Consider the following 24632-nt stretch of genomic DNA (forward strand, 5'->3'; position numbering starts at 1 on the left):
GTCCGGCCCTGTTCCGTTCATGGCGACAGCATAGAGCACTTCAGCGCACGCCGGCAGACCGGCTCAGGGGCTGGTGCTGCACAACTCGGCGGTGGCGCGTACTTGGGCAAGCTCGCGCAATGGCGTGTGGGCGTCGGTTTTATTGGCCTTGGCCAGCCAGTTCGGGCACTGCGGGTCGTTGCGATAAGGGCTGAAATCGGCCAGTTGTTGCAGCAGGCGTTTTTGTAACTGATCGAGTTGTGGGCGGATCTGCCCGATGAGATCGGGGCGAGGATCATTGGGCGCCCTGCCTTGGGCATGCCAGTCAGACAGGTGCGCGTATTGCACCAGTTTGTTGGCCTCGATCTGCGCCGAGAAGAACTGTTCGACGGCTTCGTTGCTCAATTTATAGGCAGGTGCCAGGGCGACGGCGCTGGCAATCACCTCGCGCTCGCGCTGCCGGTCTTCGACCGGTTTGCCGCTGTCCCATTTGCTCAGCGCGACCTGATCGGCAATCGCCAGGCGTTCTTCGATGGTGCCAAGCAACGGGGCGAGGGTGGCAGGTGCCGGGCTGGCAAAAGCGCTGTTGGCCAGCAGGGTGGTGAGCAGGGCAAGGCATGGGCGTAGGCGCATGGGGCATCTCGGCTTTATCGGATGAAAGCCATGATGCACGCAACCGGGCATCCGATGACAGACGGTCGCCCATAAAAAAGGCCTCCCGAAGGAGGCCTCTCTTTTGTCACGCCGGGTAGCGCGGCGCTACCGGATCAGCAGCTGTAGTACAGCTCATATTCCAGTGGGTGTACGAAGGTACGAACCTTGATTTCTTCTTCGCTTTTCAGGGCGATGTAAGCGTCGATGAAGTCGTCGCTGAAAACGCCGCCTTTGGTCAGGAACGCACGACCTTTGTCCAGCTCTTCCAGGGCTTCTTTCAGGCTGCCGCAAACTTGTGGGATCTCTTTCGCCTCTTCAGGCGGCAGGTCGTACAGGTTTTTGTCAGCTGCGTCGCCAGGGTGGATCTTGTTCTGGATGCCGTCCAGGCCAGCCATCAACAGTGCAGCGAAGCCCAGGTACGGGTTAGCTGCCGGATCCGGGAAGCGAGCTTCGATACGGCGAGCGCGAGGGCTGGACACGTAAGGAATACGGATCGAGGCCGAACGGTTACGAGCCGAGTAAGCCAGCATCACTGGCGCTTCGAAACCTGGAACCAGACGCTTGTAGGAGTTGGTCGACGGGTTGGTGAAGCCGTTCAGAGCCTTACCGTGCTTGATGATGCCGCCGATGAAGTACAGAGCGGTATCGGACAGGCCGGCATAGCCTTCGCCGGCGAAGGTGTTCTTGCCATCTTTGGCGATGGACAGGTGAACGTGCATACCCGAACCGTTGTCGCCGTACAGAGGCTTAGGCATGAAGGTCGCGGTGCGGCCATATGCATCAGCAACGTTGTGTACGCAGTACTTCAGGGTCTGAACTTCGTCAGCCTTGGCAACCAGGGTGTTGAACTTCACGCCGATTTCGTTCTGACCGGCAGTCGCCACTTCGTGGTGGTGAACTTCGATGACCAGGCCCATTTCTTCCATGGCGTTGCACATGGAGGTACGGATTTCGTGGTCGTGGTCGAACGGCGGAACAGGGAAGTAGCCGCCTTTGACGCCTGGACGGTGGCCTTTGTTGCCGCCTTCCACGTCCTGGTCGGACATCCACGAACCTTGTTCGGAGAAGATTTTGAACATCGAGCCGGAGATGTCGGACTTGAACTTCACTTCGTCGAAGATGAAGAACTCAGGCTCTGGGCCAACGAATACGGTGTCGCCGATACCGGTCGACTTCAGGTATTCCTCGGCACGCTTGGCGATCGCACGTGGGTCACGGTCGTAGCCTTGCATGGTCGAAGGCTCGATCACGTCGCAAACCAGGATCAGGGTCGGCTCTTCGGTGAACGGGTCGAGAACGGCAGTGCTGTCGTCCGGCATCAGGATCATGTCGGAAGCTTCGATGCCTTTCCAGCCAGCGATGGAGGAACCGTCGAACATTTTGCCTTCTTCGAAGAAAGCTTCATCCAGCCCATCGCGAGCCGGCATGGTCACGTGGTGCTGAGTGCCTTTGGTGTCCGTGAAGCGCAGATCAATCCACTTGACGTCATGATCTTTGATGAGTTGAACCGACTTCGACATAGTGTCCTCCGGGTGGCTTCGGGCTTAGTAGTGGATGCCCTTAGAATGTGGGTGATGCCGGCGCGAATACTCTGCCAAGGCAACCTGCCTCACAAGGGAGCAAATTGCATGCCAGTGCCCCACCATGGGTTTTTTGCCCCAATATCACGCTTATAAAGGTGCAAAGCCTCGAAAAGCGCCAAACCTCGCCCTGTAATGTAGCGTCGAATTCCATAAATGACCTGTTTTGGTGCGCGCAAAACCTTCTGCACATTAACTGGTTAAACCTTGAGCAATTTCCGCTATAATCCGCGCCCCCCTTTTTCGGCTGGCCCAGCGCGCGCTGTTTTCATGAAACTAATCGTAAAAGTCTTCCCCGAGATCACCATCAAGAGCCGCCCGGTACGGATGCGTTTCATCCGCCAGTTGGCCAAAAACATCCGTACCGTGCTCCGCGATCTGGACCCGGCTGTGGTGGTCAACGGTGTGTGGGACAATCTCGAGCTGGAAACCCGCGTCAGCGAGCCGAAAGCCCTGAAGGAGATGACCGAGCGCCTGAGCTGCATGCCGGGTATCGCGCATTTCCTGCAGGTCGATGAATACCCGTTGGGCGACTTCGACGACATCGTCGCCAAGTGCAAGCAGCACTTCGGTGACGCCCTGGCCGGGAAGATTTTTTCGGTGCGCTGCAAGCGTGCCGGCAAGCACGAATTCAGCTCCATGGACGTCGAGAAATACGTCGGCAGCCAACTGCGTCGTCAGTGCGGCGCCGCCGGAATCTCGCTCAAAGAGCCTGAAATCGAAGTTCGCATCGAAATTCGCGACAAACGGTTGTTCGTGATCCACAGCCAGCACAACAGCATCGGCGGTTATCCGCTGGGTGCCCTGGAACAGACGCTTGTACTGATGTCCGGTGGCTTCGATTCCACCGTCGCCGCCTACCAGATCATGCGCCGCGGGCTGATGAGCCATTTCTGCTTCTTCAATCTGGGCGGACGAGCCCACGAACTGGGCGTCATGGAAGTCGCGCACTTCATCTGGAAGAAGTACGGCAGCTCCCAACGCGTGTTATTTGTCAGTGTGCCGTTCGAGGAAGTACTGGGAGAAATTCTCGGGAAAGTCGATAACAGTCATATGGGTGTAGTTTTGAAGCGTATGATGTTGCGCGCTGCTTCCCGTATTGCCGATCGGCTGGAGATCGAAGCGCTGGTCACCGGCGAAGCGATTTCCCAGGTGTCGAGCCAGACGTTGCCGAACCTGTCCGTGATTGACTGCGTGACCGACAAGCTGGTCTTGCGTCCACTGATCGCCAGTCACAAGCAGGACATTATCGACCTGGCCAACGAAATCGGCACTGCCGATTTCGCCAAGCACATGCCGGAATACTGCGGGGTCATCTCGGTGAACCCAAAGACCCACGCCAAGCGTCCGCGCGTGGAGCATGAAGAGAAAGAATTCGACATGGCGGTACTCGAGCGTGCGCTCGAAAACGCCAAACTGGTGCCGATCGATCGCGTAATCGACGAATTGGGCCAGGATTTGCAGATCGAAGAAGTCAGCGAAGCTCTGGCGGGCCAGATCATCATCGACATCCGTCACCCGGATGCCGCTGAAGACGAGCCGCTGGAACTTGCTGGCATTGAGGTGCGGACGATGCCGTTTTATGCGTTGAACGCTCGTTTCAAGGAACTGGACCCTACTCGCCAGTACCTGCTGTATTGCGACAAAGGCGTGATGAGTCGCCTGCATGCCCACCATTTGCTCAGTGAGGGGCATGCCAATGTGCGCGTTTATCGACCGAGCTAAGTGCCCGGGGCTGTTTGCCTGTGGCCTGCGTCACCGGCCCCCCGACGCCGCCGTCAAGCTGTAACGGCTTTGCCGGACTCTACTGTAAATCGCTGCCAAGACTTGTCAGCACACCGAATCCTCTGATCGAGATACACAAGTGATCGAAAATCTACGCAACATCGCCATCATTGCTCACGTTGACCATGGTAAAACCACCCTGGTAGACAAACTCTTGCGTCAATCCGGCACCCTGGAGCGCAACGAGCTCAACGACGAGCGCGTGATGGACTCCAACGACCAGGAGAAAGAGCGCGGTATTACCATTCTGGCGAAAAACACCGCCATCAACTGGAACGGCTACCACATCAACATCGTGGACACCCCGGGCCACGCCGACTTCGGCGGCGAAGTTGAACGCGTAATGTCGATGGTTGACTCCGTTCTGCTGCTGGTTGACGCTCAAGACGGCCCTATGCCGCAAACCCGTTTCGTGACCAAGAAGGCTTTCGAAGCCGGCCTGCGTCCAATCGTGGTGATCAACAAGGTTGACCGTCCAGGCGCGCGTCCGGACTGGGTTCTGGACCAGATCTTCGACCTGTTCGACAACCTCGGTGCTACCGAAGAACAGCTGGACTTCAAAGTCGTCTACGCCTCGGCCCTGAACGGCATTGCCGGTCTGGAACACACCGACATGGCTGAAGACATGACTCCGCTGTACCAGTCGATCGTCGACAACGTACCTGCGCCGAAAGTCGACCGTGACGGTCCGTTCCAGATGCAAATCTCCGCTCTGGACTACAACAGCTTCCTGGGTGTTATCGGCGTTGGCCGTATCGCTCGTGGTCGCATCAAGCCGAACACTCCGGTTGTCGCTATCGACGCCGACGGCAAGAAGCGTAACGGTCGTATCCTGAAGCTGATGGGTCACCACGGCCTGCACCGCATCGACGTTGAAGAAGCAGCTGCCGGCGATATCGTCTGCATCAGCGGCTTCGACCAGCTGTTCATCTCCGACACTCTGTGCGACCCACTGAACGTCGAAGCGATGAAGCCGCTGACCGTTGACGAGCCAACCGTTTCCATGACCTTCCAGGTAAACGACTCGCCTTTCTGCGGTAAAGAAGGCAAGTTCGTCACCAGCCGTAACATCAAGGAACGCCTGGACAAAGAACTGCTCTACAACGTTGCCCTGCGCGTTGAAGAAGGCGACACCGCCGACAAGTTCAAAGTCTCCGGCCGTGGTGAGCTGCACCTCTCGGTACTGATCGAAACCATGCGTCGCGAAGGCTTCGAAATGGGTGTTGGTCGTCCGGAAGTGATCATCCGCATGGTTGACGGCGTCAAGCACGAACCGTACGAAAACGTGACCATCGACCTGCCGGAAGAATCGCAAGGTTCGATCATGGAACAGATCGGTATCCGTAAAGGCGACCTGACCAACATGGTTCCGGATGGCAAGGGCCGTGTGCGCCTTGAGTACAACATCCCGGCTCGTGGCTTGATCGGTTTCCGTAACGAGTTCCTGACCCTGACCTCCGGTGCAGGCATCCTGACCTCGATCTTCGACCGTTACGACGTGATGAAATCCGGCGACATGTCCGGCCGTCAGAACGGCGTGCTGGTTTCGGTGGCTACCGGTAAGGCGCTGACTTACTCGCTGGAAACCCTGCAAGCTCGCGGCAAACTGTTCCTGGGTCACGGTGAAGACGTGTACGAAGGTCAAATCGTCGGCATCAACAGCCGCGACAACGACCTGGGCGTCAACCCAACCAAAGGCAAGAAGCTCGACAACATGCGTGCTTCGGGTAAAGACGAAACCATCGCTCTGGTTCCGCCTATCCGCTTCACCCTGGAGCAGGCTCTGGAATTCGTTCAAGAAGACGAATTGTGCGAAGTCACTCCTAAGTCCATCCGTCTTCGTAAGAAGATCCTGGGCGAAAGCGAGCGTACCCGCGCTGCCAAGAAAGCTGGTAACTGAGTTTCGACTTAGTTAGCGCTTAAAAAAACGCCCCCGACCGCAAGGTCAGGGGCGTTTTTTTGTCTGGGTTTTTTGCGGTGTTTGTTCTGGCCCCATCGCGAGCAGGTTCGCTCCCACAGGGTTCGGTGTTGAACATGGATTATGTGTACGACAAAAATCAACTGTGGGAGCGAGCCTGCTCGCGATGAGGCCGGCTCAGGCAGCGCGATTCCGGATCAGAATTTTTCGAGGGTGCGACGGCTGGCGCTGCTCTCGCGCACCACTTCTTTAGGCTTGTACGCGCAGTACCCCGGCCGCGGTCCGATCTTCGGGTGATTGCGGCAGGTATCCGGGCGCTTATCATAAATAGTGCACAAACGGCTCTTGCGATCCAGGTACAGGCAATCGTTGTTGCTCATGCGCTGAAGGGTGAAGATCTCGGACTTCTGGTTATAGCGCTCGACGATACCTTCCTTCTGCAAACGCTTGGCGATGTTCTTCGGCGGATCGCCACGCTCGAATTCGTCGACGATGCCGATACGGATCAGATCCTTGATCTTGACCTCGACCGGCAAGGTGCAGCAGCTGGACACGCAGGAACCGCACATCGGGGCAGAGTATTTTGCCCAGGTATCGAGGCGATCGATCTCCGCGGCGGCGATCAGGTTGGGCTTCATCATCGGTTGTTACCAGCGTGTGCATCAGGGCGCGCGATCATACCGGGACTGGTGGATTTTTGAACAACCTTTCGCCAGATTTTTTCGCTTGGCGCAAAATAATCCCTGTGTCCGGCACGGCCCCTGCATTGTTTCTGGCACGCGACAACGTAATGTCGACCTATCTCGCACTAACAGGAAAAACTGCCGAACCAGAGTCTCAATGGTCTGTCAGACCGACTAGGCTCAGACAACTTCACGCTCGCTCGAGGTCTTATCGATGACTCAAGAACCACTTGTTCGCGAAGCAGAGGTGGCCGCATTCCGCGACGCCGTCTTGACCAAGCTTACCTACGCGGTGGGCAAAGACCCTGATCACGCCTTCGACCATGACTGGTTCGAAGCCATCGCCCTGGCGGCGCGCGATCACATGGTCGAGCACTGGATGGACCACACCCGGCAGATCTACCGCAAAGGCCAGAAACGGGTCTATTACCTCTCCCTTGAATTCCTGATCGGCCGCTTGCTCTATGACAGCCTGAGCAATCTCGGCCTGCTCGATGTGGCTCGCGAGGCCATGACCGAACTTGGCGTCGACATCGAACGCATCCGTCTGCTGGAACCCGATGCGGCGCTGGGCAACGGAGGCCTGGGGCGTCTGGCGGCGTGCTTCATGGAAAGCATGTCGACCCTCGGCATCGCCGGCCATGGTTACGGCATTCGTTACGAACACGGTTTGTTCCGCCAGGCCATCGTCGACGGTTGGCAGCAGGAACAGACCGAACACTGGCTGGATTTCGGCAACCCGTGGGAGTTCGAACGGCCGGAAGTCGCCTACCCGATCGGCTTCGGCGGCAGTGTCGAAACCGTGACCGATGAAAACGGCAAATCCAGGCAAGTCTGGTCCCCGGCGGAAACCGTGCGGGCTATTGCCTATGACACCCCGGTGGTCGGTTGGCGCGGCGCGAGTGTCAACACGCTGCGACTGTGGCGTGCCCGGGCCATGGAAGAGTTGCACCTGGAGCGCTTCAACGCTGGCGACCACCTGGGCGCGGTGGCAGAAGTGGCCCGGGCCGAAAGTATCTCCCGCGTGCTCTACCCGGCGGACAGCACCGAGGCCGGCCAGGAACTGCGTCTGCGTCAGGAATACTTCTTCGTCGCTGCATCCCTGCAGGATTTGTTGCGCCGCCATCGCAACATGCACACCTCGGTGCTGACCCTGGGCGATCACGCGGCCATTCAACTCAACGACACTCACCCCTCGATTGCCGTGGCCGAGTTGATGCGTCAGTTGGTCGACGTTTATGACGTGGCGTGGGATGCGGCTTGGCAAGTTACGGTCGACACGCTGTCGTACACCAACCACACGCTGTTGCCGGAGGCGCTGGAAACCTGGCCGGTCGGTTTGATGGAGCGGATGCTGCCACGGCACATGCAGATCATTTATTTGATCAACGCCCAGCACATCGACTCATTGCGAGCCAAGGGCGTTCACGATTTCGACGTGTTGCGTGCGGTCTCGTTGATCGAGGAGGACAACGGTCGTCGCGTGCGCATGGGTAACCTGGCATTCCTTGGTTCTCACAGCGTCAACGGCGTGTCCGGCCTGCACACGCAACTGATGCGCAGCACCGTGTTTTCCGAGTTGCATAAACTCTATCCAGAGCGGATCAACAACAAGACCAACGGCATTACCTTCCGCCGCTGGCTCTACCAGGCCAACCCCGAGCTGACCTCGATGATGGTCGACGCCCTCGGCCCGGATATGCTGGATAACCCCGAAGAAAGCCTGATAGGGCTGGAACCGTTTGCCGAGAAGACTGCATTCCGCAAACAGTTCGCCGAACAGCGGCTGCACAGCAAGAAAGCCCTGGCATACCTGATTCATGAACGGCTGGGGGTCGCGATCAACCCGGCGGCGATGTTCGACGTGCAGGTCAAGCGGATCCACGAATACAAACGTCAGTTGCTCAACCTGCTGCACACCGTTGCGCTGTATCAGGCGATTCGTGCCGAACCGGAAATCGACTGGGTGCCGCGGGTGAAGATCTTCGCCGGCAAGGCGGCGGCCAGTTATCACCAAGCCAAATTGATCATCAAACTGACCAACGACATCGCCCGGGTGGTCAACAACGACCCGACCGTGCGTGGTTTGCTCAAAGTGGTGTTCTTGCCCAACTACAACGTCAGCCTGGCCGAAAGCATCATTCCAGCGGCGGATTTGTCGGAACAGATTTCCACCGCAGGCTTCGAAGCCTCGGGCACCAGCAACATGAAGTTCGGCCTCAACGGCGCGCTGACCATTGGCACCCTGGACGGGGCCAACGTGGAGATGAGCGAGCGCATTGGTGTCGAACACATGTTCATCTTCGGCCTCAGCGCCGAGCAAGTGGAAGCGCGCAAGCTCAACCATGAGTTCAGCGCGGCACCGGACATTGCCGCCTCCCATCGACTCAACGATGTGTTGCAAGCGATTCGCGGAGGGGTGTTCTCACCAGACGATCCGTCCCGCTACACCACACTGATTGATTCGCTGGTGGACTATGACCGCTTCCTGGTCTGCGCCGATTTCGACTCTTACTGGAACGCTCAGATGCGGGTCGAGGCTCATTGGCACGACTCCAAAGAGTGGTGGCGCTCGGCGGTATTGAGCAGCGCGCGGATGGGCTGGTTCTCGTCCGACCGGACCATTCGTGAGTACGCCACGGATATTTGGAAGGCTTTGGAGTAAGTCTTCGATCGGCTCGATATACTGGCGCGCCGGAAAAGATCGCAGCCTTCGGCAGCTCCTACACAATCGCGTGCTACCACGCCCTTGTAGGAGCTGCCGAAGGCTGCGATCTTTTTGGAACTGGCTACGCTAATCTTTCTGGATTGGCCAATGCGCTTAGGGATATCGACCATGCAATGGATGTTCATGCTGATTGGGCTGCTGCTGGGCTGGCTACTCGACGAGTCGTTCAGCGATGCGCTGTTGGGCGCTTTGCTCGGGTTGGGTATTGGCCAGGCCATCCGCATCGGCCGCTTGAGCACTCAAAGCGCCGAGCAGCGACGCATGCTCGATCAGGCGCAAGTTGCGCTGCGTGCGGTCGAGCAGCGATTGGCATTGCTGGAAGTGTCGGGCGTCAAAACACCTGAAGCCAGTGAACCTGCGCCTAGCGAGCCGGTTCCATCCCCTGAAATCATTCTTGAACAAGCGCCTGTCGCATCCCCGGAGCTGATCTGGGAGCTGCCGCCTGAATTTGAACCCATCACGGCGGCCTCCACCGAAGCCAGTCGTCCGCCGCCCGCTGATGCCTGGAAACCCGAACCGATTGCCCGCGAACCACAGCAACCGGCTGAGCCTCGCGGCCCGAACTTCATCGAGCGCGCCATCAGCGGCGCGCGCAACTGGCTGTTCGGCGGCAATACCGTGCTGCGAGTTGGCGTGGTGCTGTTGTTCCTTGGCCTGGCCTTCCTGTTGCGCTATGCCACCGAGGGCATGGTGGTGCCGGTCGAGTTGCGTTACGCCGGTGTCGCGGCGGCGGCCTTGGGCTTGCTCGCGTTGGGCTGGTGGCTGCGTCTGCGCAACAGCAATTACGCGTTGATGCTGCAAGGCACCGGGATCGCGGTGTTGTACCTGACCGTATTTGCCGCGATGCGTCTGCATCCATTGCTCGACCCCACGGCTGCACTGGGGCTGCTGGTGGTGGTCACAGTGTTCTCGGCGATTCTCGCCATTACCCAAAACGCCTTGGGCTTGGCCGCCGCAGCTGCCCTGGGTGGTTTCGCCGCGCCGATCCTGACCTCCACCGGCGCCGGCAACCATGTCGCGCTGTTCAGCTACTTCGCCTTGCTCAATGCCGGCATCCTCGCCATCGCGTGGTTCAAGGCCTGGCGGCTGCTTAACCTGATCGGTTTTGTCGGCACCTTCGGCATCGGGTTGGCCTGGGGCCTGCGTTCCTATACACCGGAATTGCTGTGGAGTACCGAGCCGTTCCTGATTCTGTTTTTCCTGATGTACCTGGCCATCGGCCTGTTGTTCGCCCGGCGCAAACTGCTGGAAATGAGCGATGCGCCCGAGGACGACAGCCGCGAGGCGTTGCTGCACTGGTCGGCGCGCAAGGGCGATTACGTCGACGGCACGATGCTGTTCGCCCCTCCGCTGGTGGGTTTCGGTTTGCAGTTCGCGCTGGTGGAGCATCTGGAATTTGCCGCCGCCTTCAGCGCCTTGGCACTGGGCATGATTTACATGGGGCTGGCCCGGTTGCTGATGGGCGGTCGAGCGCTGTTGTTGGCGGAAACCTGTCTGGCACTTGGCGTGATCTTCGCCAGCCTGGCGATTCCCTTGGGGCTCGATGCGCGTTGGACCGCAGCCGCCTGGGCGGTGGAAGGTGCGGGGATATTCTGGCTCGGCCTGCGTCAACAGCGACCGCTGGCGCGAGCCTTTGCCTTGCTGCTGCAGCTGGGCTCGGCACTGGCCTTTCTCAGTGAGCTGCGGACTGGTGAGAGCAGCCTGCTCGATGGCGCACCGCTGGGAGCGTTGATGCTCGGCGTGGCGCTGCTGTTCAGCTTCTACCAATTACGCAAAGCGTTGCCTGAACAGGCGTCGCAGTGGGAGCGCCAAGCGCTGCCGGTGCTGGCCTGCCTGGGGCTGACGTTCCTCTATCTGCTGGCGCCGCTGTTCTTCTTCACTCATGGCACGGCGATCAGTTGGGCGCTGGCCGGGTTGGCGACGCTGTTCGTCGGCCTGCGCCTGCAATCGAGAACCTTTCTGTTCACCGCGTTCGCCGTGCAACTGCTTGGCGGTGCGTTGTTCCTGTTGCGGCTGCAAGGGGCGGGCGGTGAGTCTGCCGCGGTGTTCAGCGCCGGTTGGAGCGGTTTGCTCAGCGCGTCCCTGATCGGGCTGGCATTGATCGCCGGGATGTTGCTGGCGGCCCGCGACGAAATGGTGCGCAGCGACGTGCGTTTGCTGCGCGGCTTGTCAGTGGTGTTGCTGGCCGGTCTGGTGCTGATCAACCTCGCGGTGCTGTTCGTGTTGCCGTGGCAAACCGCGAGCGCGGTGTGGGCCGCCAGTGGTTTGTTCATCATCTGGTTGAGCCTGTACCTGAAGCAGCGGGTGAGTTTTGTCTTTGGTCTGCTGTTGCAGGTGATCGGCGGCGTGGCGTTCCTGTTCGCCGGGCCAGACCTGCTCGGCCCGCTGCTCAGCGAAGGGTTGCGACCGCTGGCGCACAGCGGTTTCTGGACGCCGCTGGTGCTGGGGCTGGCCGCCTTCGTCGGGGCCTGGCGTTTGCAGCTCGGCAACCATGCCTCGGCCTTCGATGGGTTGAGCCTGCAGCGCTTGTCCGAAGTATTGCTGGTGTGGGGCGCGGGTTGGTGGGCGCTGGCGTGGGTCAGCGAAGTGCTGCGCTTTGCGCCGTTGAATCTGCAAGCCACTTTGTTGCTGGCCGTCGCCGCCGTGAGTGTCGCGTTGTGGACGGTATTGGCGTTGCGCCTGAAGTGGTCGTCGCTGGGCTTGCTCTGCACGTTGCTGATTCCCGCTGCCGGTTTGGTGCTGCTCGCGGCCTGGCATTCGCGTTATCACCCGGCCGCCAACTTCGGCTGGCTGGTCTGGATCGCGGTGTTCGTCGTGCATTTCATCTCGCTGCGGCGTCTGGCGCCGACGCTGCCCGCAACAGCCCTGAGCACCGCCCATGTGCTCGGCTGCTGGTTGTTGATCGGCGTATTGGCCCTGGAGCTGCGTTACGGTCTGCTGCTGTTGTCGGAGCAGTACAATGCCTGGCGCTGGCTGGGCTGGGCGATTCTGCCGAGCCTGTATCTGGTGCTGATGGCCGCGCCGCGTGCGTGGCCATGGCCGGTGTCGGAGTATCCCCGCGAGTACCGGGTTTATGCCGCTGCGCCGCTGGCGTTGTTGATGCTCGGCTGGTTCTGGCTGGCGAACATCGCCAGTGACGGCACCGCCGAGCCGTTGCCGTATGTGCCGCTGATTAATCCGCTGGAGCTGGGTCTGTTGTTTGCCCTGTTCGGCGTTTACGTCTGGTCTCGGACCGCCGTGACGCAATTGGCGATACGCAAGGAGTACGCCGATAACGCCACGCAAGTGATTGCCGGGGTTTCGTTGTTCGTTTTCTTCACCGCGCTGGTGATGCGCGCGGCTCACCACTGGGGCGGCGTGCCGTACGCGCTGGATCTGCTGCTTGGGTCGATGTTGGTGCAGGCCGGCCTATCCATCGTCTGGACCCTGATGGCCCTGAGTCTGATGATCGGTGGGCATCTGCGTCATCGCCGCGAAGTCTGGCTGATCGGCGCGGCGCTGATCGCGTTGGTGGTCGCCAAGCTGTTCTTCGTTGAATTGAGTAACCGCGGCGGGCTGGCGCGGATCGTGTCGTTTATTGGCGTTGGCGTGTTGCTGTTGGTGGTGGGCTATTTCGCTCCATTGCCACCCAAGCGTGCCGAAGCTGTGCCGGATGTTGAAAAACCGGCCCCTGAAACCGAAGGAGTGTCGTCTTGAGTCAGAAACTGAACCTGGGCTGGTGGGGGGCTGTGGTGTTGGGTGTGACGCTGTCGGCCGGCGCGCAGGAACAACCGGCGGACTTTGCCGCGCAGGTGCCGTTGTCGGTGAGCGGCGAGGGCCCGTGGTATCGCCTGGAATTGCCCTTGGGCGTGCAACTGAAAGCGCGGCAAACCGATCTCAGCGATCTACGCGTGTTCAACGCCGCCGGTGAGCCTCAGGCTTATGCGCTGGCCCGAGAACCCGCGCAGACCCGCGAAAACCGTACGCTTCACGACGTGAAGTGGTTCCCGTTGTACAACTCGGCGGATGCCACCGAGCGCGCGCCGAGTGTGCGCGTGCAATCGAACACCAACGGCACGTTGATCGAGGTGCAGCCGTCCAGCCAGTTGGAGGCGGGCGAAGAAGAGCTGCGCGGCTGGTTACTCGATGCCAGTCGAATCAAGGCGCCGTTACAGCAATTGATCCTCGATTGGACCAGCGATCGCGACGGCTTCCAGCGTTTCAGCATCGAAGCCAGCGACGATTTGCAGCATTGGCAGTCGTGGGGCGAAGGGCAAGTGGCGCGTCTGACGTTTGCCGACGAACGGGTCGAGCAGCATGAAGTCGGCCTGCCGGGGCAATCGGCGCGCTATCTGCGTTTGCTGTGGAGCTCACCGCAATCGGCGCCAGCGCTGACTTCGGCGCAACTGGAAAGCACCAACCCTCGCACCTTGCCGCTGCCGTTGGTCTGGTCACAACCGTTGGCTGGCACCAGCGTGAAGGCCGGTGAGTACATCTGGCAATTGCCGATGGGGTTGAATGTCCAGCGCTTGCAGATCGAGCTGAATCAGCCCAACAGCCTGGCACCGGTGACGTTGTCGGGTCGTCGGGAAACCAGCCTGCCGTGGCAAACGCTGACCAGCGGTTTGCTCTACCGCTTGACCCAGAATGGCCAGGACGTGGTACAGAACGAATTGCAGCTGCCGGGCCAGACCGTGCAGCAATTGAAGCTGACGGTGGATGAGCGCGGCGGAGGCCTGGGCGCCGAAGCGCCGACCGTGCGGTTTGCCGTGCGCTCCACGCAACTGGTGTTCCTGGCGCGCGGGGCCGGGCCTTATACGCTGGCGTTGGGGAGTGCGACGGTGAAGGCGGCGAACTTGCCATTATCGACGCTGATTCCCGATTACAGCGCTGCGAAGCTGGCGGCGTTGGGCAAGGCGACCGTGGAGGGTGGGGTCGTGGTGACTCCGGCGGCGACCGTGCCTGCGGTGGCGGACACGAACTGGAAGAAATTCGGGTTGTGGGCGGTGCTGTTGCTCAGTGTGCTGTTTTTGGGGGCCATGGCGTTCAGCTTGCTGCGCAAGCCACCCGTCAAATCCTAGGCTGGCGTTTCGCGCCAGATCGCGGGCAAGCCTCGCTCCCACAGGATTGGTGGATTACCTGTAGGAGCGAGGCTTGCCCGCGAAGGCGTCCTTCCGGCCACCAAAAATATTGAAACCTGCCGCCAATCACGGCCCCATTTCGAACTACGCTCAACCCCGCACATGAACTCTATTGGGTGTATCACGTCTGATAGGAGGAAATGCGCCCCGACTCGCGTTAAACTGCGCGGGTTTTTAGCCCCCCCATTCCACCGGAGCCGTCCATGTCCCGCGTTACCTTGAGTCGCTATTTGATTGAGCAGACCCGTAGCAACAACACTCCTGCCGATCTGCGCTTCCTGATCGAAGTGGTGGCGCGTGCCTGCAAGGAAATCAACCACGCCGTCTCCAAAGGCGCCCTGGGTGGCGTCCTGGGCAGCATGGGCACTGAAAACGTCCAGGGCGAAGTGCAGAAGAAACTCGACGTGATCTCCAACGAAATCCTGCTCGAAGCCAACGAGTGGGGCGGTCACCTGGCCGGCATGGCGTCCGAAGAAATGGACAACGCCTACCAGATCCCAGGCAAATACCCGAAAGGCGCGTACCTGCTGGTATTTGACCCACTGGACGGTTCGTCGAACATCGACATCAACGCGCCGGTCGGCACCATCTTCTCGGTACTGCGTTGCCCGAACGAATACCTGAGCCAGAACGAGCCCTTGAATGAAAAGGCTTTCCTGCAGCCAGGTACCCAGCAAGTGGCCGCCGGTTATGCCATCTATGGTCCACAGACCATGTTGATCCTGACCCTGGGCGACGGTGTGAAAGGCTTCACCCTGGACCGCGAAATGGGCAGCTTCGTGCTGACCCATGAAGACATCAAGATCCCGGAGTCCACTCAGGAGTTCGCGATCAACGCGTCCAACCAGCGGCACTGGGAAGCTCCGGTACAACGCTACGTCAGCGAATTGCTGGCTGGCGAAGAAGGCCCGTTGAAAAAGAATTACAACATGCGCTGGGTCGCGGCGATGGTCGCGGACGTGCACCGCATCCTGACCCGCGGCGGTCTGTTCATGTACCCACGCGACAGCCGTGAGCCGTCGAAGCCGGGCAAACTGCGTCTGATGTACGAAGCCAACCCGATGTCGTTCCTCGTTGAACAGGCTGGCGGCGCTTCCACCGATGGCCACCAGCGCATCCTCGACATCCAGCCGGAAGGCTTGCACCAGCGTGTTGCGGTGTTCCTCGGTTCGAAAGAAGAAGTTGCCCGCGTCACGGCTTACCACAAGGAATAAACCATGACTGCGCCCTGGCAGCCGTTACTCGAATGGTGGTTTGGATCTTTCGAATCACCCAACGAAATAGCGGCTGACAAGGGCAAGTTATGGTTCGGCAAGCGCGACAGCCAGGACCTCGAAGCGCGGACGCGTTTCGGGAACCTGGTCGAGCAGGCACTGGCCGGCGGTTTGACCGAATGGGTGCAACACCCTGAAGGTTGGCTGGCCTTGGTGCTGCTACTCGATCAACTTCCGCGAATGATCTTTCGCGATACCCCCAAATCCTTTTCCGGCGATCTCAGGGCTCAGGCACTGGTAGCGCAAGGCATTGCTGCGGATTTCGATCGGCAACTGCGGCCGATCCAGCGGGTGTTTATCTATCTGGTGTTTGAGCACTGCGAAAATCTGGCGGTGCAGAACGAAGCGGTTTCGCGGTTTCTGGATCTGGTTGAACAGCAACCGGAGGCGGATCGGGCGGTGTTTGCCGACAACCTGGATTATGCCGAGCGACATCAGAAGATCATTGCGCGGTTTGGACGGTTTCCCCATCGCAATGCGGTGTTGGGGCGTGAATCTACGGCTGAGGAGCTGGAGTTTCTTTCAGGCCCCGGATCCCGCTTCTAGCTTTGATCGTTCCCACGCTCCGCGTGGGAATGCAGCCCGGGACGCTCCGCGTCCCTTCCAGAGCCGAACGCGGAGCGTCCGTTGAGGCATTCCCACGCAGAGCGTGGGAACGATCAACTCATTAGATCCTGAAACTACCTACCAACTGCTTCAACCGCGCCGCCTGCTGCTCAAGGTCAGCGCACGCACGCAAAGTCGACTGCAAGTTCTCCACACCTTCCTGGTTCAACGTGTTGATCTCGGTGATGTCGACGTTGATCGACTCCACCACAGCGGTTTGCTCCTCGGTCGCGGTGGCCACGGACTGGTTCATTCCGTCGATCTCACCGATGCGCTGCGTCACGCTGCCCAGGCGCTCGCCAGCCTGGTTGGCGATGCCGACGCTGCTTTCGCTCTGGCGCTGGCTGTCGGTCATGGTGCTGACCGCTTCCCGGGCGCCGACTTGCAGTTCTTCGATCATCTTCTGCACTTGCTGCGCCGAATCCTGAGTGCGGTGGGCGAGGTTGCGCACCTCATCGGCAACCACGGCAAAACCACGGCCGGCTTCACCGGCACGGGCCGCTTCGATGGCCGCGTTGAGCGCCAGCAGGTTGGTTTGCTGCGAGATGCTGGTGATCACTTCCAGAATCTGGCCGATGTTCACTGTGTTGCTGTTCAGGGTTTCGATGTTGCCGCAGGAATCACTGATTTTTGCCGATAGCTGCTGCATGGCTGCGATGGTTTTATCCACCACTTGCTGACCGTCTTCGGCCAAGGCACGGGCGTCGCTCGAATGTTGCGAGGCGAGGGCGGCGTTCTGGGCGATTTCCTGGGCGGCGGCACCCAATTCGTTGATGGCTGCAGCCACGCTGCTGGTGCGTGAGGCTTGCTGATCGGAGTTGAACATCGATGAGTTCGATGCAGCTACTACGCGCAAGGCGACTTCGTTGACCTGGCCGGTGGCCGAGGACACTTCGCGGATCGAGGTATGAATACGTTCTACAAAACGGTTGAACGAAATGCCCAATGCGCCGAATTCATCCTGGCCGTGAATGGTCAGGCGCTTGGTCAGGTCACCTTCGCCCTCGGCGATGTCATGCATGGCGCGGCCCATGGTCAGCAGCGGTTGCATCAGCACACGGATCAACATGCTCAGCAGCGCGATGATGATCACCACTGCGATGACCATGGCGATGATCGCCGAGGTGCGGAATTCGCTGAGCATCGAGAACGCGGTGTCTTTATCCAGCACCAGCGCCACGTACCAGTCTGCAGACGGCACGCCGTTGACGTGAGTGAAGGAGATGAACCGGGTTTTGCCGTCCAGTTCGACTTCCTTCAGGCCCGGGCTGATTTTCGGCGCCCCGTTGGGGTACGCGTCAGCCAGGTTCTTGAGCACCAGTTTGCTGTCCGGGTGGATCAGGATCTTGCCATCGGCGCTGACGATAAACGCATGGCCATGACCGCCGAAGTTCAGCGAGTTGATGATCGCGCTGACGCTGGACAGATCAATGTCTGCACCGGCGACGCCAATCATTTGATTCTGGTGCTTCACCGGCGTGGCAACGGTAATCACCAGTTTGCCCGACGATGCCGCAATGTAGGGTTCGGTGACGATGGTCTGTTGCGCGTTGTTGGCCGCCTTGTACCAGCCACGGGCGCGCGGGTCGTAGTCCGCGGCGCGATTGCCGGCCGGGACCGAGAACATCACGCCATCGGTGCCTCCGAAGTAACTCAGCTGGAAGTTGCCGGTGTAGGCCGGCAGATCGATGGCGCGCTTGAGATTGGCCTGGGCGCTGCCGTCCACGGCGATTTGCTGGGCCAGCGATTGCAGCAATTGAATGCGGCTTTCCAGCCAGGTCTGAATGTTGCTGGTGGTCAGGCTGCCGAGTTCCTGCATCGAGGACTCGGTACTGCTGCGCAGAGTCTGCCGCTGGCGGTAATCGTTGAACAGGATGAAACAGGCGAATGCAACGGCCACCACAAGGGCGGCGGCCAACAGGATTTTGTGGCTGAATTTCATGTTTCTGGTCATTAAATGAGCTACCGCGAAGGGCTGGTCAACAAGGGGTGTCAATTTGCCACAGTGGAAGGCTTTACACTGCTTCTATGTCGACTGGCCGGCACCAAAGATTAGGCGGCCTGCGGGAAAACCGACGAAATACTCAACGGCGCGAAAAAGTGGCTGATTTATCGTAAAGGGCAGACGGATGGCCGAACAAATAGCCGCAGGGTCAGGGAACCAGAGAGGGGTTTTCTCTTCTAAGCTTCAGCTTGGCAGCCATGCCATTCCCTACGCCCCAGGAGTTACACCATGTCGCTGCGATCTATCGCCTTGCTCTCGTTCTGCGTGTTGTTGGCAGCGTGCGGCAAGATCAATCAGGAAAATTATTCGAAGCTGTCGACCGGCATGCCCAAGGCCGAGGTTGAGACCTTGCTGGGCAAACCGACTGATTGCTCGGGCGCACTCGGCATGTCCAGTTGCACCTGGGGTGACAAAAACAGCTTTATCAGCGTGCAGTATGCCGGTGACAAAGTGCTGATGTTTTCTGGCCAAGGCCTGAAGTAAACCGGGGCTATTCGCCCACGGGAGAAAAGAATAATGAAGCGGTTACTGATCGTTCTTTTTGCCGGCCTGGTATTGGCCGGCTGCGCCACTTCTGGCGTAGATCCATTGGCACCCAAGACCGTCAACACGGTCAACCTCAAGCGTTACCAGGGAACCTGGTACGAGCTGGCGCGGCTGCCGATGTATTTCCAGCGCAACTGCGCGCAATCCGAGGCCCATTACACCCTCAAGCCTGACGGTGACATGGCGGTGTTGAACCGCTGCCTGACGTCGGACTGGCAATGGGAAGAGGCCAAAGGCACGGCTTATCCACAAGTACCCGGCAAGGCCGACAAGCTGTGGGTCGAGTTCGATACCTGGTTCTCGCGACTGATCCCGGGTGTGGCGAAGGGGGAGTACTGGGTGTTGTACGTCAGCGATGATTACAAGACCGCGATTGTCGGCGACCCGAGCCGCCGTCACCTCTGGCTGTTGTCACGCACCCCGACGGTCAATGGTGTCGTGCGAGAAGAACTGCTGAGCAAGGCGCGTCAGCAGGGTTATGACACGACGCGACTGATCTGGCGTGCGTCGGATTCGCAGATGGCCAAGACTTCCAACTAGCGGCGCAACCGAAAAAAGATCGCAGCCTGCGGCAGCTCCTACAGAGTCCGTGTTGATCCGCATTATTGCGACCAACCGGATCAATGCAGGAGCTGCCGAAGGCTGCGATCTTTTGTTTTTTCGGTTAACCGAGCAGTTCGCGCAGAACCTGGGTAAACGCCCGATTGCTTTCTTCTTCCCCGGCATGCCGCCCGTCACGCACAACCCACTGGCCGTTGACCAGCACATCCCGCACCTGACGGTCACCACCGGCAAACAGCCAACGATTGAGAATCCCGTCGCCACTGGCCGTCGCCAGGTACGGATCGTTACCGTCCAGTACCAACCAATCCGCACGCTTGCCGACTTCCAGGGCGCCAATCGGTTGCCCCAGCGCCTGGGCACCGCCATCCAGCGCGGCGTCGTACAGTGTGCGGCCGACCATCGGCTGATCGGCGCCATACAAACGATTTCGCCGCTGATCGCGCAGACGCTGGCCGTACTCCAGCCAGCGCAATTCTTCCACCACGCTTAACGACACATGGCTGTCGGAACCGATGCCCATGCGCCCGCCCTGCGCCAGGAAATCCACCGCCGGAAAAATCCCGTCGCCCAGGTTGGCTTCGGTGGTCAGGCATAGACCCGCGATGGCGCGGCTCTGGGCCATGAGCGTGACTTCTTCCGGGTTGGCGTGGGTCGCGTGGACCAGGCACCAGCGCTGATCGACTTCGGTGTTTTCGTACAGCCATTGCAGCGGACGGCGACCGCTCCAGCTCAGGCAGTCGTCGACTTCTTTCTGCTGTTCGGCAATGTGAATGTGTACCGGGCACTGCTGGTCACTGGCCGCCAGCACTTCGCTGATCTGCTGCGGGGTGACCGCGCGCAACGAGTGGAAACACAATCCCAGCGACTGCGCCGGTTGCTGCGCCAGGATCGGCTGCAAGCGCGATTGAAGTTTGAGGTAGTTTTCAGTGCTGTTGATAAAGCGGCGCTGACCTTCGTTCGGGGCCTGGCCACCAAAACCGGAGTGGCTGTAGAGCACTGGCAGCAAGGTCAGCCCGATACCGGCGAAGCTGGCGGCCTGGCTGATGCGCAGCGCCAGTTCGGCCGGGTCTGCGTACGGTTGGCCGTTGGTGTCGTGGTGTACGTAATGAAATTCCGCGACCGAGGTGTAACCGGCCTTGAGCATTTCGATGTACAGCTGACGCGCGATGATGCCAAGTTGGTCCGGGCTGATTTTTCCGACGAGCCGGTACATCAAATCGCGCCAGGTCCAGAAACTGTCATTCGGATTGCCCGCCACTTCCGCCAACCCGGCCATGGCCCGCTGGAAGGCGTGGGAGTGCAAATTCGGCATCCCCGGTAGTAGCGGACCGCTCAGCCGTTCGGCGTCATCTGCGTGAGAATCGGCCTGGATATGGGTCAGCACGCCATTGGCGCTGACCTCAAGACGTACATTGTTGGCCCATCCACTAGGCAGCAGCGCGCGTTCGGCAAAGAAGGCGGACATGGTTCAGCACCCCATCGTGTGTTATTTGTATATACATATACAGACGTTTGCCTGCTCGGTAAACTCCGGCAAGCTAGCAACTTCTAACAGATGAACAAGGATTAACCGTGCCGACTCCCTCTGCCACATTGCCGCCGAATGCCAATCTGAGCGCCAATCTGGGCGACAGTCCGGCGCCCTTGTACGCCCGCGTCAAACAGATGATCACCCAGCAAATCGACAGTGGAAACTGGCCGCCGCACTACCGCGTTCCGTCGGAAAGCGAGTTGGTCAGCCAGCTGGGTTTCAGCCGCATGACCATCAACCGCGCCCTGCGCGAGATGACCGCCGATGGCCTGTTGGTGCGTATGCAAGGCGTCGGAACGTTCGTCGCCGAACCGAAAAGCCAGTCCGCCCTGTTTGAAGTGCACAACATCGCCGACGAAATTGCCTCCCGTGGCCATCGCCATACGTGCAAGGTGATCACTCTCGAAGAAGAGGCCGCCGGTTCCGAGCGCGCCCTGGCGCTGGACATGCGCGAAGGGCAGAAAGTGTTCCACTCGCTGATCGTGCATTTCGAAAACGATATTCCGGTGCAAATCGAAGACCGTTTCGTCAACGCGCTGGTGGCGCCGGAGTACCTCAAGCAAGACTTCACCCTGCAAACGCCTTACGCCTATCTGAATCAGGTTGCGCCGCTGACCGAAGGCGAGCACGTGGTCGAAGCGATTCTTGCCGAGCCGTCTGAATGCAAATTGCTGCAGATTGAAAAGGGCGAGCCGTGCCTGCTGATTCGTCGCCGCACCTGGTCCGGCCGTCAGCCAGTGACCGCCGCCCGCTTGATCCACCCCGGTTCCCGTCATCGTCTGGAAGGACGGTTCCATAAATAAAGAGCCATAAATGAGCCAGTTGAAAGTTTTACGCGCAGCAGATTACCCGCGCATGCCGTGGAAAAACGGCGGCGGCAGCACTGAAGAAATCACCCGGGATGGAGGTGCTGGCCTTGAGGGTTTCGGCTGGCGGCTGTCCATTGCCGACATAGGAGAGTCGGGCGGGTTTTCCACCTTTGCCGGCTATGAGCGGGTGATCACCGTGCTGCAAGGCGACGGCATGACCTTGCGGGTTGATGGTCAGGACACTCGGCCATTGTTACCACTGGACCCCTTTGCTTTCAGCGGCGAGAGCCAGGTTTCCTGCACATTGCTCGGTGGGCCGATCCGCGACTTCAACCTGATTTATGCACCGCAGCGTTACAGCGCGCGGTTGCAGTGGCTGGACGGCGAGCAGCGGTTTTTCAGCTCGGCGGGTACCGTGCTCGTGTTCAGTGTCACCGACGAGCTTGAAGTGAAAGTCGGTAACAGCACTTCACAGCTCGGTCGCCATGATTGCCTGCAACTCGACGGTAACACCGGCCTGCTGGAAGTCTCCAGCAATGGCCCGTGCTGTGTGATCGAACTGACTGCACGCTGATCAAAAATTCTCAAAATATCGCAGCCTTCGGCAGCTCCTACAGTTTGATGTTCATCCGCAAAATTTGTGGTGTGCATGATCAATGTAGGAGCTGCCGGAGGCTGCGATCTTTTGCTTTTCAGCATTTCCCATCGCGCACCAACTTGTTACCGAACGCCCCAGCGTGGCGCAAAACCACACTCAAGTAACAACAGCCACGCCCCTCGCAAAATCCCCCAGAAAAATTTCATCTTCGCCAGAACCCTTGATTCAGGCGCTCTCCAGCCATTTTCAAAACTTTTCTTGAACACCCATCCAAGAAGTTGGCCGCTCGATTGCATATGCTTGTATGTACAAGTAAAGACGTATGCGTATGAGTCGATTCGAGACTCCTCGCAACGTCCACTGATTCGCTTGTGTCGCGTTGACGCGCACAGGCTGGCTTGCCCACCGCCAGGGTTGGTTTGGATTGATCGCTGAGGAGTCTTTTTCGTGACTGACAATACCCAGAAACCTACTAAATACCGCAATGTAGAAATCCGTGCCGCACGCGGTAACAAGCTGACCGCCAAAAGCTGGCTGACTGAAGCGCCGCTGCGCATGCTGATGAACAACCTCGACCCGGAAGTCGCCGAGAACCCTAAAGAACTGGTGGTTTACGGTGGCATCGGTCGTGCGGCACGTAATTGGGAATGCTACGACAAGATCGTCGAAAGCCTGACCAACCTGAACGACGACGAGACCCTGCTGGTGCAATCCGGCAAGCCGGTCGGCGTGTTCAAGACCCACAGCAACGCCCCGCGTGTACTGATCGCCAACTCCAACCTGGTGCCACACTGGGCGAGCTGGGAACACTTCAATGAACTCGACGCCAAAGGCCTGGCCATGTACGGCCAGATGACCGCTGGTAGCTGGATCTACATCGGCAGCCAGGGCATCGTTCAAGGCACCTACGAAACTTTCGTCGAAGCCGGTCGCCAACACTACAACGATGACCTGAAAGGTCGTTGGGTCCTGACCGCAGGCCTCGGCGGCATGGGCGGCGCTCAGCCTCTGGCTGCAACACTGGCCGGTGCTTGCTCGCTGAACATCGAATGCCAGCAGGTCAGCATCGATTTCCGCCTGAACAGCCGTTATGTCGATGAGCAAGCCACCGACCTCGACGACGCGCTGGCCCGCATCGCCAAATACACCAAGGAAGGCAAAGCGATTTCCATCGCTCTGCTGGGCAACGCGGCTGAAATCCTGCCGGAACTGGTCAAGCGTGGCGTGCGCCCGGACATGGTCACCGACCAGACCAGCGCCCACGACCCACTCAACGGCTACCTGCCAGCCGGCTGGACCTGGGAAGAGTACCGCGCTCGCGCCAAGACCGAGCCGGCTGCCGTGGTCAAAGCCGCCAAGCAGTCCATGGCCGTGCACGTTAAAGCGATGCTCGAATTCCAGAAAATGGGTATTCCGACCTTCGACTACGGCAACAACATCCGTCAGATGGCACAAGAAGAAGGCGTTGAAAACGCGTTCGACTTCCCAGGCTTCGTACCGGCTTACATCCGTCCGCTGTTCTGCCGCGGCATCGGCCCGTTCCGTTGGGCTGCGCTGTCGGGCGATCCGCAGGACATCTACAAGACCGACGCCAAAGTAAAAGAACTGATCCCGGACGACGCCCACCTGCACAACTGGTTGGACATGGCGCGCGAGCGCATCAGCTTCCAGGGGCTGCCGGCACGTATCTGCTGGGTTGGTCTGGGTCTGCGCGCCAAGCTGGGTCTGGCGTTCAACGAAATGGTGCGCAGCGGTGAATTGTCCGCGCCAATCGTGATCGGTCGCGATCACCTGGACTCCGGCTCTGTTGCCAGCCCTAACCGCGAAACCGAATCGATGCAGGACGGTTCCGACGCCGTGTCCGACTGGCCACTGCTCAACGCTCTGCTCAACACCGCGAGCGGTGCGACCTGGGTTTCCCTGCATCACGGCGGCGGCGTCGGCATGGGCTTCTCCCAGCACTCGGGCATGGTGATTGTCTGCGACGGTACGGACGAAGCGGCCGAGCGTATCGCTCGCGTGCTGCATAACGACCCGGCTACCGGTGTCATGCGTCACGCCGATGCGGGTTACCAGATCGCGATCGATTGCGCCAAGGAGCAGGGTCTGAACCTGCCGATGATTACCGGTAAATAACGCGGAACCCTGTAGTAGCTGCCGCAGGCTGCGATCTTTTGGCGTCGTTATTGGCGCCGAAGATCAAGATCAAAAGATCGCAGCCTCGTTTCACTCGACAGCTCCTACCAGCTCCT

At 59.5% G+C, this 24632-nt stretch carries 17 protein-coding genes and 1 pseudogene; 12 read left to right on the forward strand and 6 right to left on the reverse strand.

Going from position 1 to position 24632, the window contains the following annotated elements; translation table 11 throughout:
• Positions 1-63 precede the first annotated feature (63 nt).
• Together ACZ89R_RS20025 and glnA are read right to left on the reverse strand one after the other, a co-directional pair.
• Positions 64-612: a chorismate mutase gene (locus tag ACZ89R_RS20025; RefSeq protein ID WP_429544812.1), complete on the reverse strand. Its 549-nt coding sequence runs from the start codon at positions 610-612 to the stop codon at positions 64-66.
• A gap of 134 nt (positions 613-746) precedes the next feature.
• Positions 747-2153 (reverse strand): glutamate--ammonia ligase, encoded by a 1407-nt coding sequence (gene glnA, locus ACZ89R_RS20030; protein ID WP_007907861.1) that lies wholly within the window; start codon positions 2151-2153, stop codon positions 747-749.
• 330 nt (positions 2154-2483) lie between these two features.
• On the opposite strand from glnA, the gene thiI reads away from it, so the two are divergent.
• Entirely contained in the window at positions 2484-3938 is a 1455-nt protein-coding gene (gene thiI / locus ACZ89R_RS20035) for a tRNA uracil 4-sulfurtransferase ThiI (protein WP_429544811.1), read from the forward strand.
• A 139-nt stretch (positions 3939-4077) separates the two neighbouring features.
• Complete coding sequence (gene typA, locus ACZ89R_RS20040; protein WP_007907857.1) at positions 4078-5898, forward strand: translational GTPase TypA; 1821 nt, start codon at positions 4078-4080, stop codon at positions 5896-5898.
• A 215-nt stretch (positions 5899-6113) separates the two neighbouring features.
• Here typA and ACZ89R_RS20045 read toward each other — a convergent pair whose 3' ends face one another.
• Complete coding sequence (locus ACZ89R_RS20045; RefSeq protein ID WP_123361160.1) at positions 6114-6554, reverse strand: YkgJ family cysteine cluster protein; 441 nt, start codon at positions 6552-6554, stop codon at positions 6114-6116.
• Positions 6555-6813: 259 nt separating this feature from the next.
• Between ACZ89R_RS20045 and ACZ89R_RS20050 the strand changes: the two genes are divergently transcribed.
• The 5 genes from ACZ89R_RS20050 (at position 6814) to ACZ89R_RS20070 (ending at position 16267) form a co-directional block, all read left to right on the forward strand.
• A complete protein-coding gene (locus tag ACZ89R_RS20050) occupies positions 6814-9264 on the forward strand; it encodes a glycogen/starch/alpha-glucan phosphorylase (protein WP_123500018.1) in 2451 nt (816 codons plus the stop codon).
• Positions 9265-9435: 171 nt separating this feature from the next.
• On the forward strand, positions 9436-13023 hold the full coding sequence (locus tag ACZ89R_RS20055; protein WP_429544810.1) for a DUF2339 domain-containing protein: 3588 nt from the start codon (positions 9436-9438) through the stop codon (positions 13021-13023).
• Positions 13020-14387: a DUF3999 domain-containing protein gene (locus tag ACZ89R_RS20060; RefSeq protein ID WP_429544809.1), complete on the forward strand. Its 1368-nt coding sequence runs from the start codon at positions 13020-13022 to the stop codon at positions 14385-14387. The genes ACZ89R_RS20055 and ACZ89R_RS20060 overlap by 4 nt, the downstream gene beginning before the upstream one ends.
• 263 nt (positions 14388-14650) lie before the next feature.
• A complete protein-coding gene (locus tag ACZ89R_RS20065; RefSeq protein WP_063341843.1) occupies positions 14651-15661 on the forward strand; it encodes a class 1 fructose-bisphosphatase in 1011 nt (336 codons plus the stop codon).
• A 3-nt stretch (positions 15662-15664) separates the two neighbouring features.
• Complete coding sequence (locus ACZ89R_RS20070; RefSeq protein ID WP_429544808.1) at positions 15665-16267, forward strand: DUF924 family protein; 603 nt, start codon at positions 15665-15667, stop codon at positions 16265-16267.
• 121 nt (positions 16268-16388) lie between these two features.
• On the opposite strand, the gene ACZ89R_RS20075 is transcribed toward ACZ89R_RS20070, so the two are convergent.
• Both ACZ89R_RS20075 and ACZ89R_RS20080 read right to left on the reverse strand, forming a co-directional pair.
• Positions 16389-17153: a methyl-accepting chemotaxis protein gene (locus ACZ89R_RS20075; RefSeq protein ID WP_370694726.1), complete on the reverse strand. Its 765-nt coding sequence runs from the start codon at positions 17151-17153 to the stop codon at positions 16389-16391.
• A 93-nt stretch (positions 17154-17246) separates the two neighbouring features.
• A pseudogene (locus tag ACZ89R_RS20080) lies at positions 17247-18281 on the reverse strand (HAMP domain-containing protein); the annotation flags it as partial.
• 279 nt (positions 18282-18560) lie between these two features.
• Between ACZ89R_RS20080 and ACZ89R_RS20085 the strand changes: the two are divergent.
• Together ACZ89R_RS20085 and ACZ89R_RS20090 are read left to right on the forward strand one after the other, a co-directional pair.
• Positions 18561-18815 carry a hypothetical protein gene (locus ACZ89R_RS20085; RefSeq protein ID WP_007907841.1) on the forward strand — a complete coding sequence of 85 codons (255 nt, stop codon included), beginning with the start codon at positions 18561-18563 and terminating at the stop codon, positions 18813-18815.
• A 33-nt stretch (positions 18816-18848) separates the two neighbouring features.
• Complete coding sequence (locus ACZ89R_RS20090) at positions 18849-19418, forward strand: lipocalin family protein (protein ID WP_429430066.1); 570 nt, start codon at positions 18849-18851, stop codon at positions 19416-19418.
• Between the two features lie 124 nt (positions 19419-19542).
• Here ACZ89R_RS20090 and ACZ89R_RS20095 read toward each other — a convergent pair whose 3' ends face one another.
• Positions 19543-20907 carry a formimidoylglutamate deiminase gene (locus ACZ89R_RS20095; protein ID WP_429544807.1) on the reverse strand — a complete coding sequence of 455 codons (1365 nt, stop codon included), beginning with the start codon at positions 20905-20907 and terminating at the stop codon, positions 19543-19545.
• 200 nt (positions 20908-21107) lie between these two features.
• Here ACZ89R_RS20095 and hutC point away from each other — a divergent pair, with 200 nt between their 5' ends.
• From hutC to hutU, 3 genes are all read left to right on the forward strand, one after another.
• Positions 21108-21776, forward strand: a complete 669-nt coding sequence (gene hutC, locus ACZ89R_RS20100; RefSeq protein WP_232252242.1) for a histidine utilization repressor — start codon at positions 21108-21110, stop codon at positions 21774-21776.
• Positions 21777-21786: 10 nt separating this feature from the next.
• Positions 21787-22356 carry a HutD/Ves family protein gene (locus ACZ89R_RS20105; protein ID WP_429544806.1) on the forward strand — a complete coding sequence of 190 codons (570 nt, stop codon included), beginning with the start codon at positions 21787-21789 and terminating at the stop codon, positions 22354-22356.
• 471 nt (positions 22357-22827) lie between these two features.
• The gene (gene hutU, locus ACZ89R_RS20110) at positions 22828-24516 is read left to right on the forward strand and encodes a urocanate hydratase (RefSeq protein WP_038978575.1); all 1689 of its coding nucleotides are present in this window, start codon (positions 22828-22830) and stop codon (positions 24514-24516) included.
• The last annotated feature ends 116 nt before the right edge of the window (positions 24517-24632 follow it).

The sequence above is a fragment of the Pseudomonas sp. TE3728 genome (assembly GCF_056279145.1).

Bases quoted from the DNA above. Each gene is read 5' to 3' on its own strand.
- ACZ89R_RS20025 (WP_429544812.1), bottom strand. From the start codon at position 612: ATGCGCCTACGCCCATGCCTTGCCCTGCTCACCACCCTGCTGGCCAAC.
- glnA (WP_007907861.1), bottom strand. From the start codon at position 2,153: ATGTCGAAGTCGGTTCAACTCATCAAAGATCATGACGTCAAGTGGATT.
- thiI (WP_429544811.1), top strand. From the start codon at position 2,484: ATGAAACTAATCGTAAAAGTCTTCCCCGAGATCACCATCAAGAGCCGC.
- ACZ89R_RS20045 (WP_123361160.1), bottom strand. From the start codon at position 6,554: ATGAAGCCCAACCTGATCGCCGCCGCGGAGATCGATCGCCTCGATACC.
- ACZ89R_RS20050 (WP_123500018.1), top strand. From the start codon at position 6,814: ATGACTCAAGAACCACTTGTTCGCGAAGCAGAGGTGGCCGCATTCCGC.
- ACZ89R_RS20055 (WP_429544810.1), top strand. From the start codon at position 9,436: ATGCAATGGATGTTCATGCTGATTGGGCTGCTGCTGGGCTGGCTACTC.
- ACZ89R_RS20065 (WP_063341843.1), top strand. From the start codon at position 14,651: ATGTCCCGCGTTACCTTGAGTCGCTATTTGATTGAGCAGACCCGTAGC.
- ACZ89R_RS20070 (WP_429544808.1), top strand. From the start codon at position 15,665: ATGACTGCGCCCTGGCAGCCGTTACTCGAATGGTGGTTTGGATCTTTC.
- ACZ89R_RS20075 (WP_370694726.1), bottom strand. From the start codon at position 17,153: ATGTTCAACTCCGATCAGCAAGCCTCACGCACCAGCAGCGTGGCTGCA.
- ACZ89R_RS20085 (WP_007907841.1), top strand. From the start codon at position 18,561: ATGTCGCTGCGATCTATCGCCTTGCTCTCGTTCTGCGTGTTGTTGGCA.
- ACZ89R_RS20090 (WP_429430066.1), top strand. From the start codon at position 18,849: ATGAAGCGGTTACTGATCGTTCTTTTTGCCGGCCTGGTATTGGCCGGC.
- ACZ89R_RS20095 (WP_429544807.1), bottom strand. From the start codon at position 20,907: ATGTCCGCCTTCTTTGCCGAACGCGCGCTGCTGCCTAGTGGATGGGCC.
- hutC (WP_232252242.1), top strand. From the start codon at position 21,108: ATGATCACCCAGCAAATCGACAGTGGAAACTGGCCGCCGCACTACCGC.
- ACZ89R_RS20105 (WP_429544806.1), top strand. From the start codon at position 21,787: ATGAGCCAGTTGAAAGTTTTACGCGCAGCAGATTACCCGCGCATGCCG.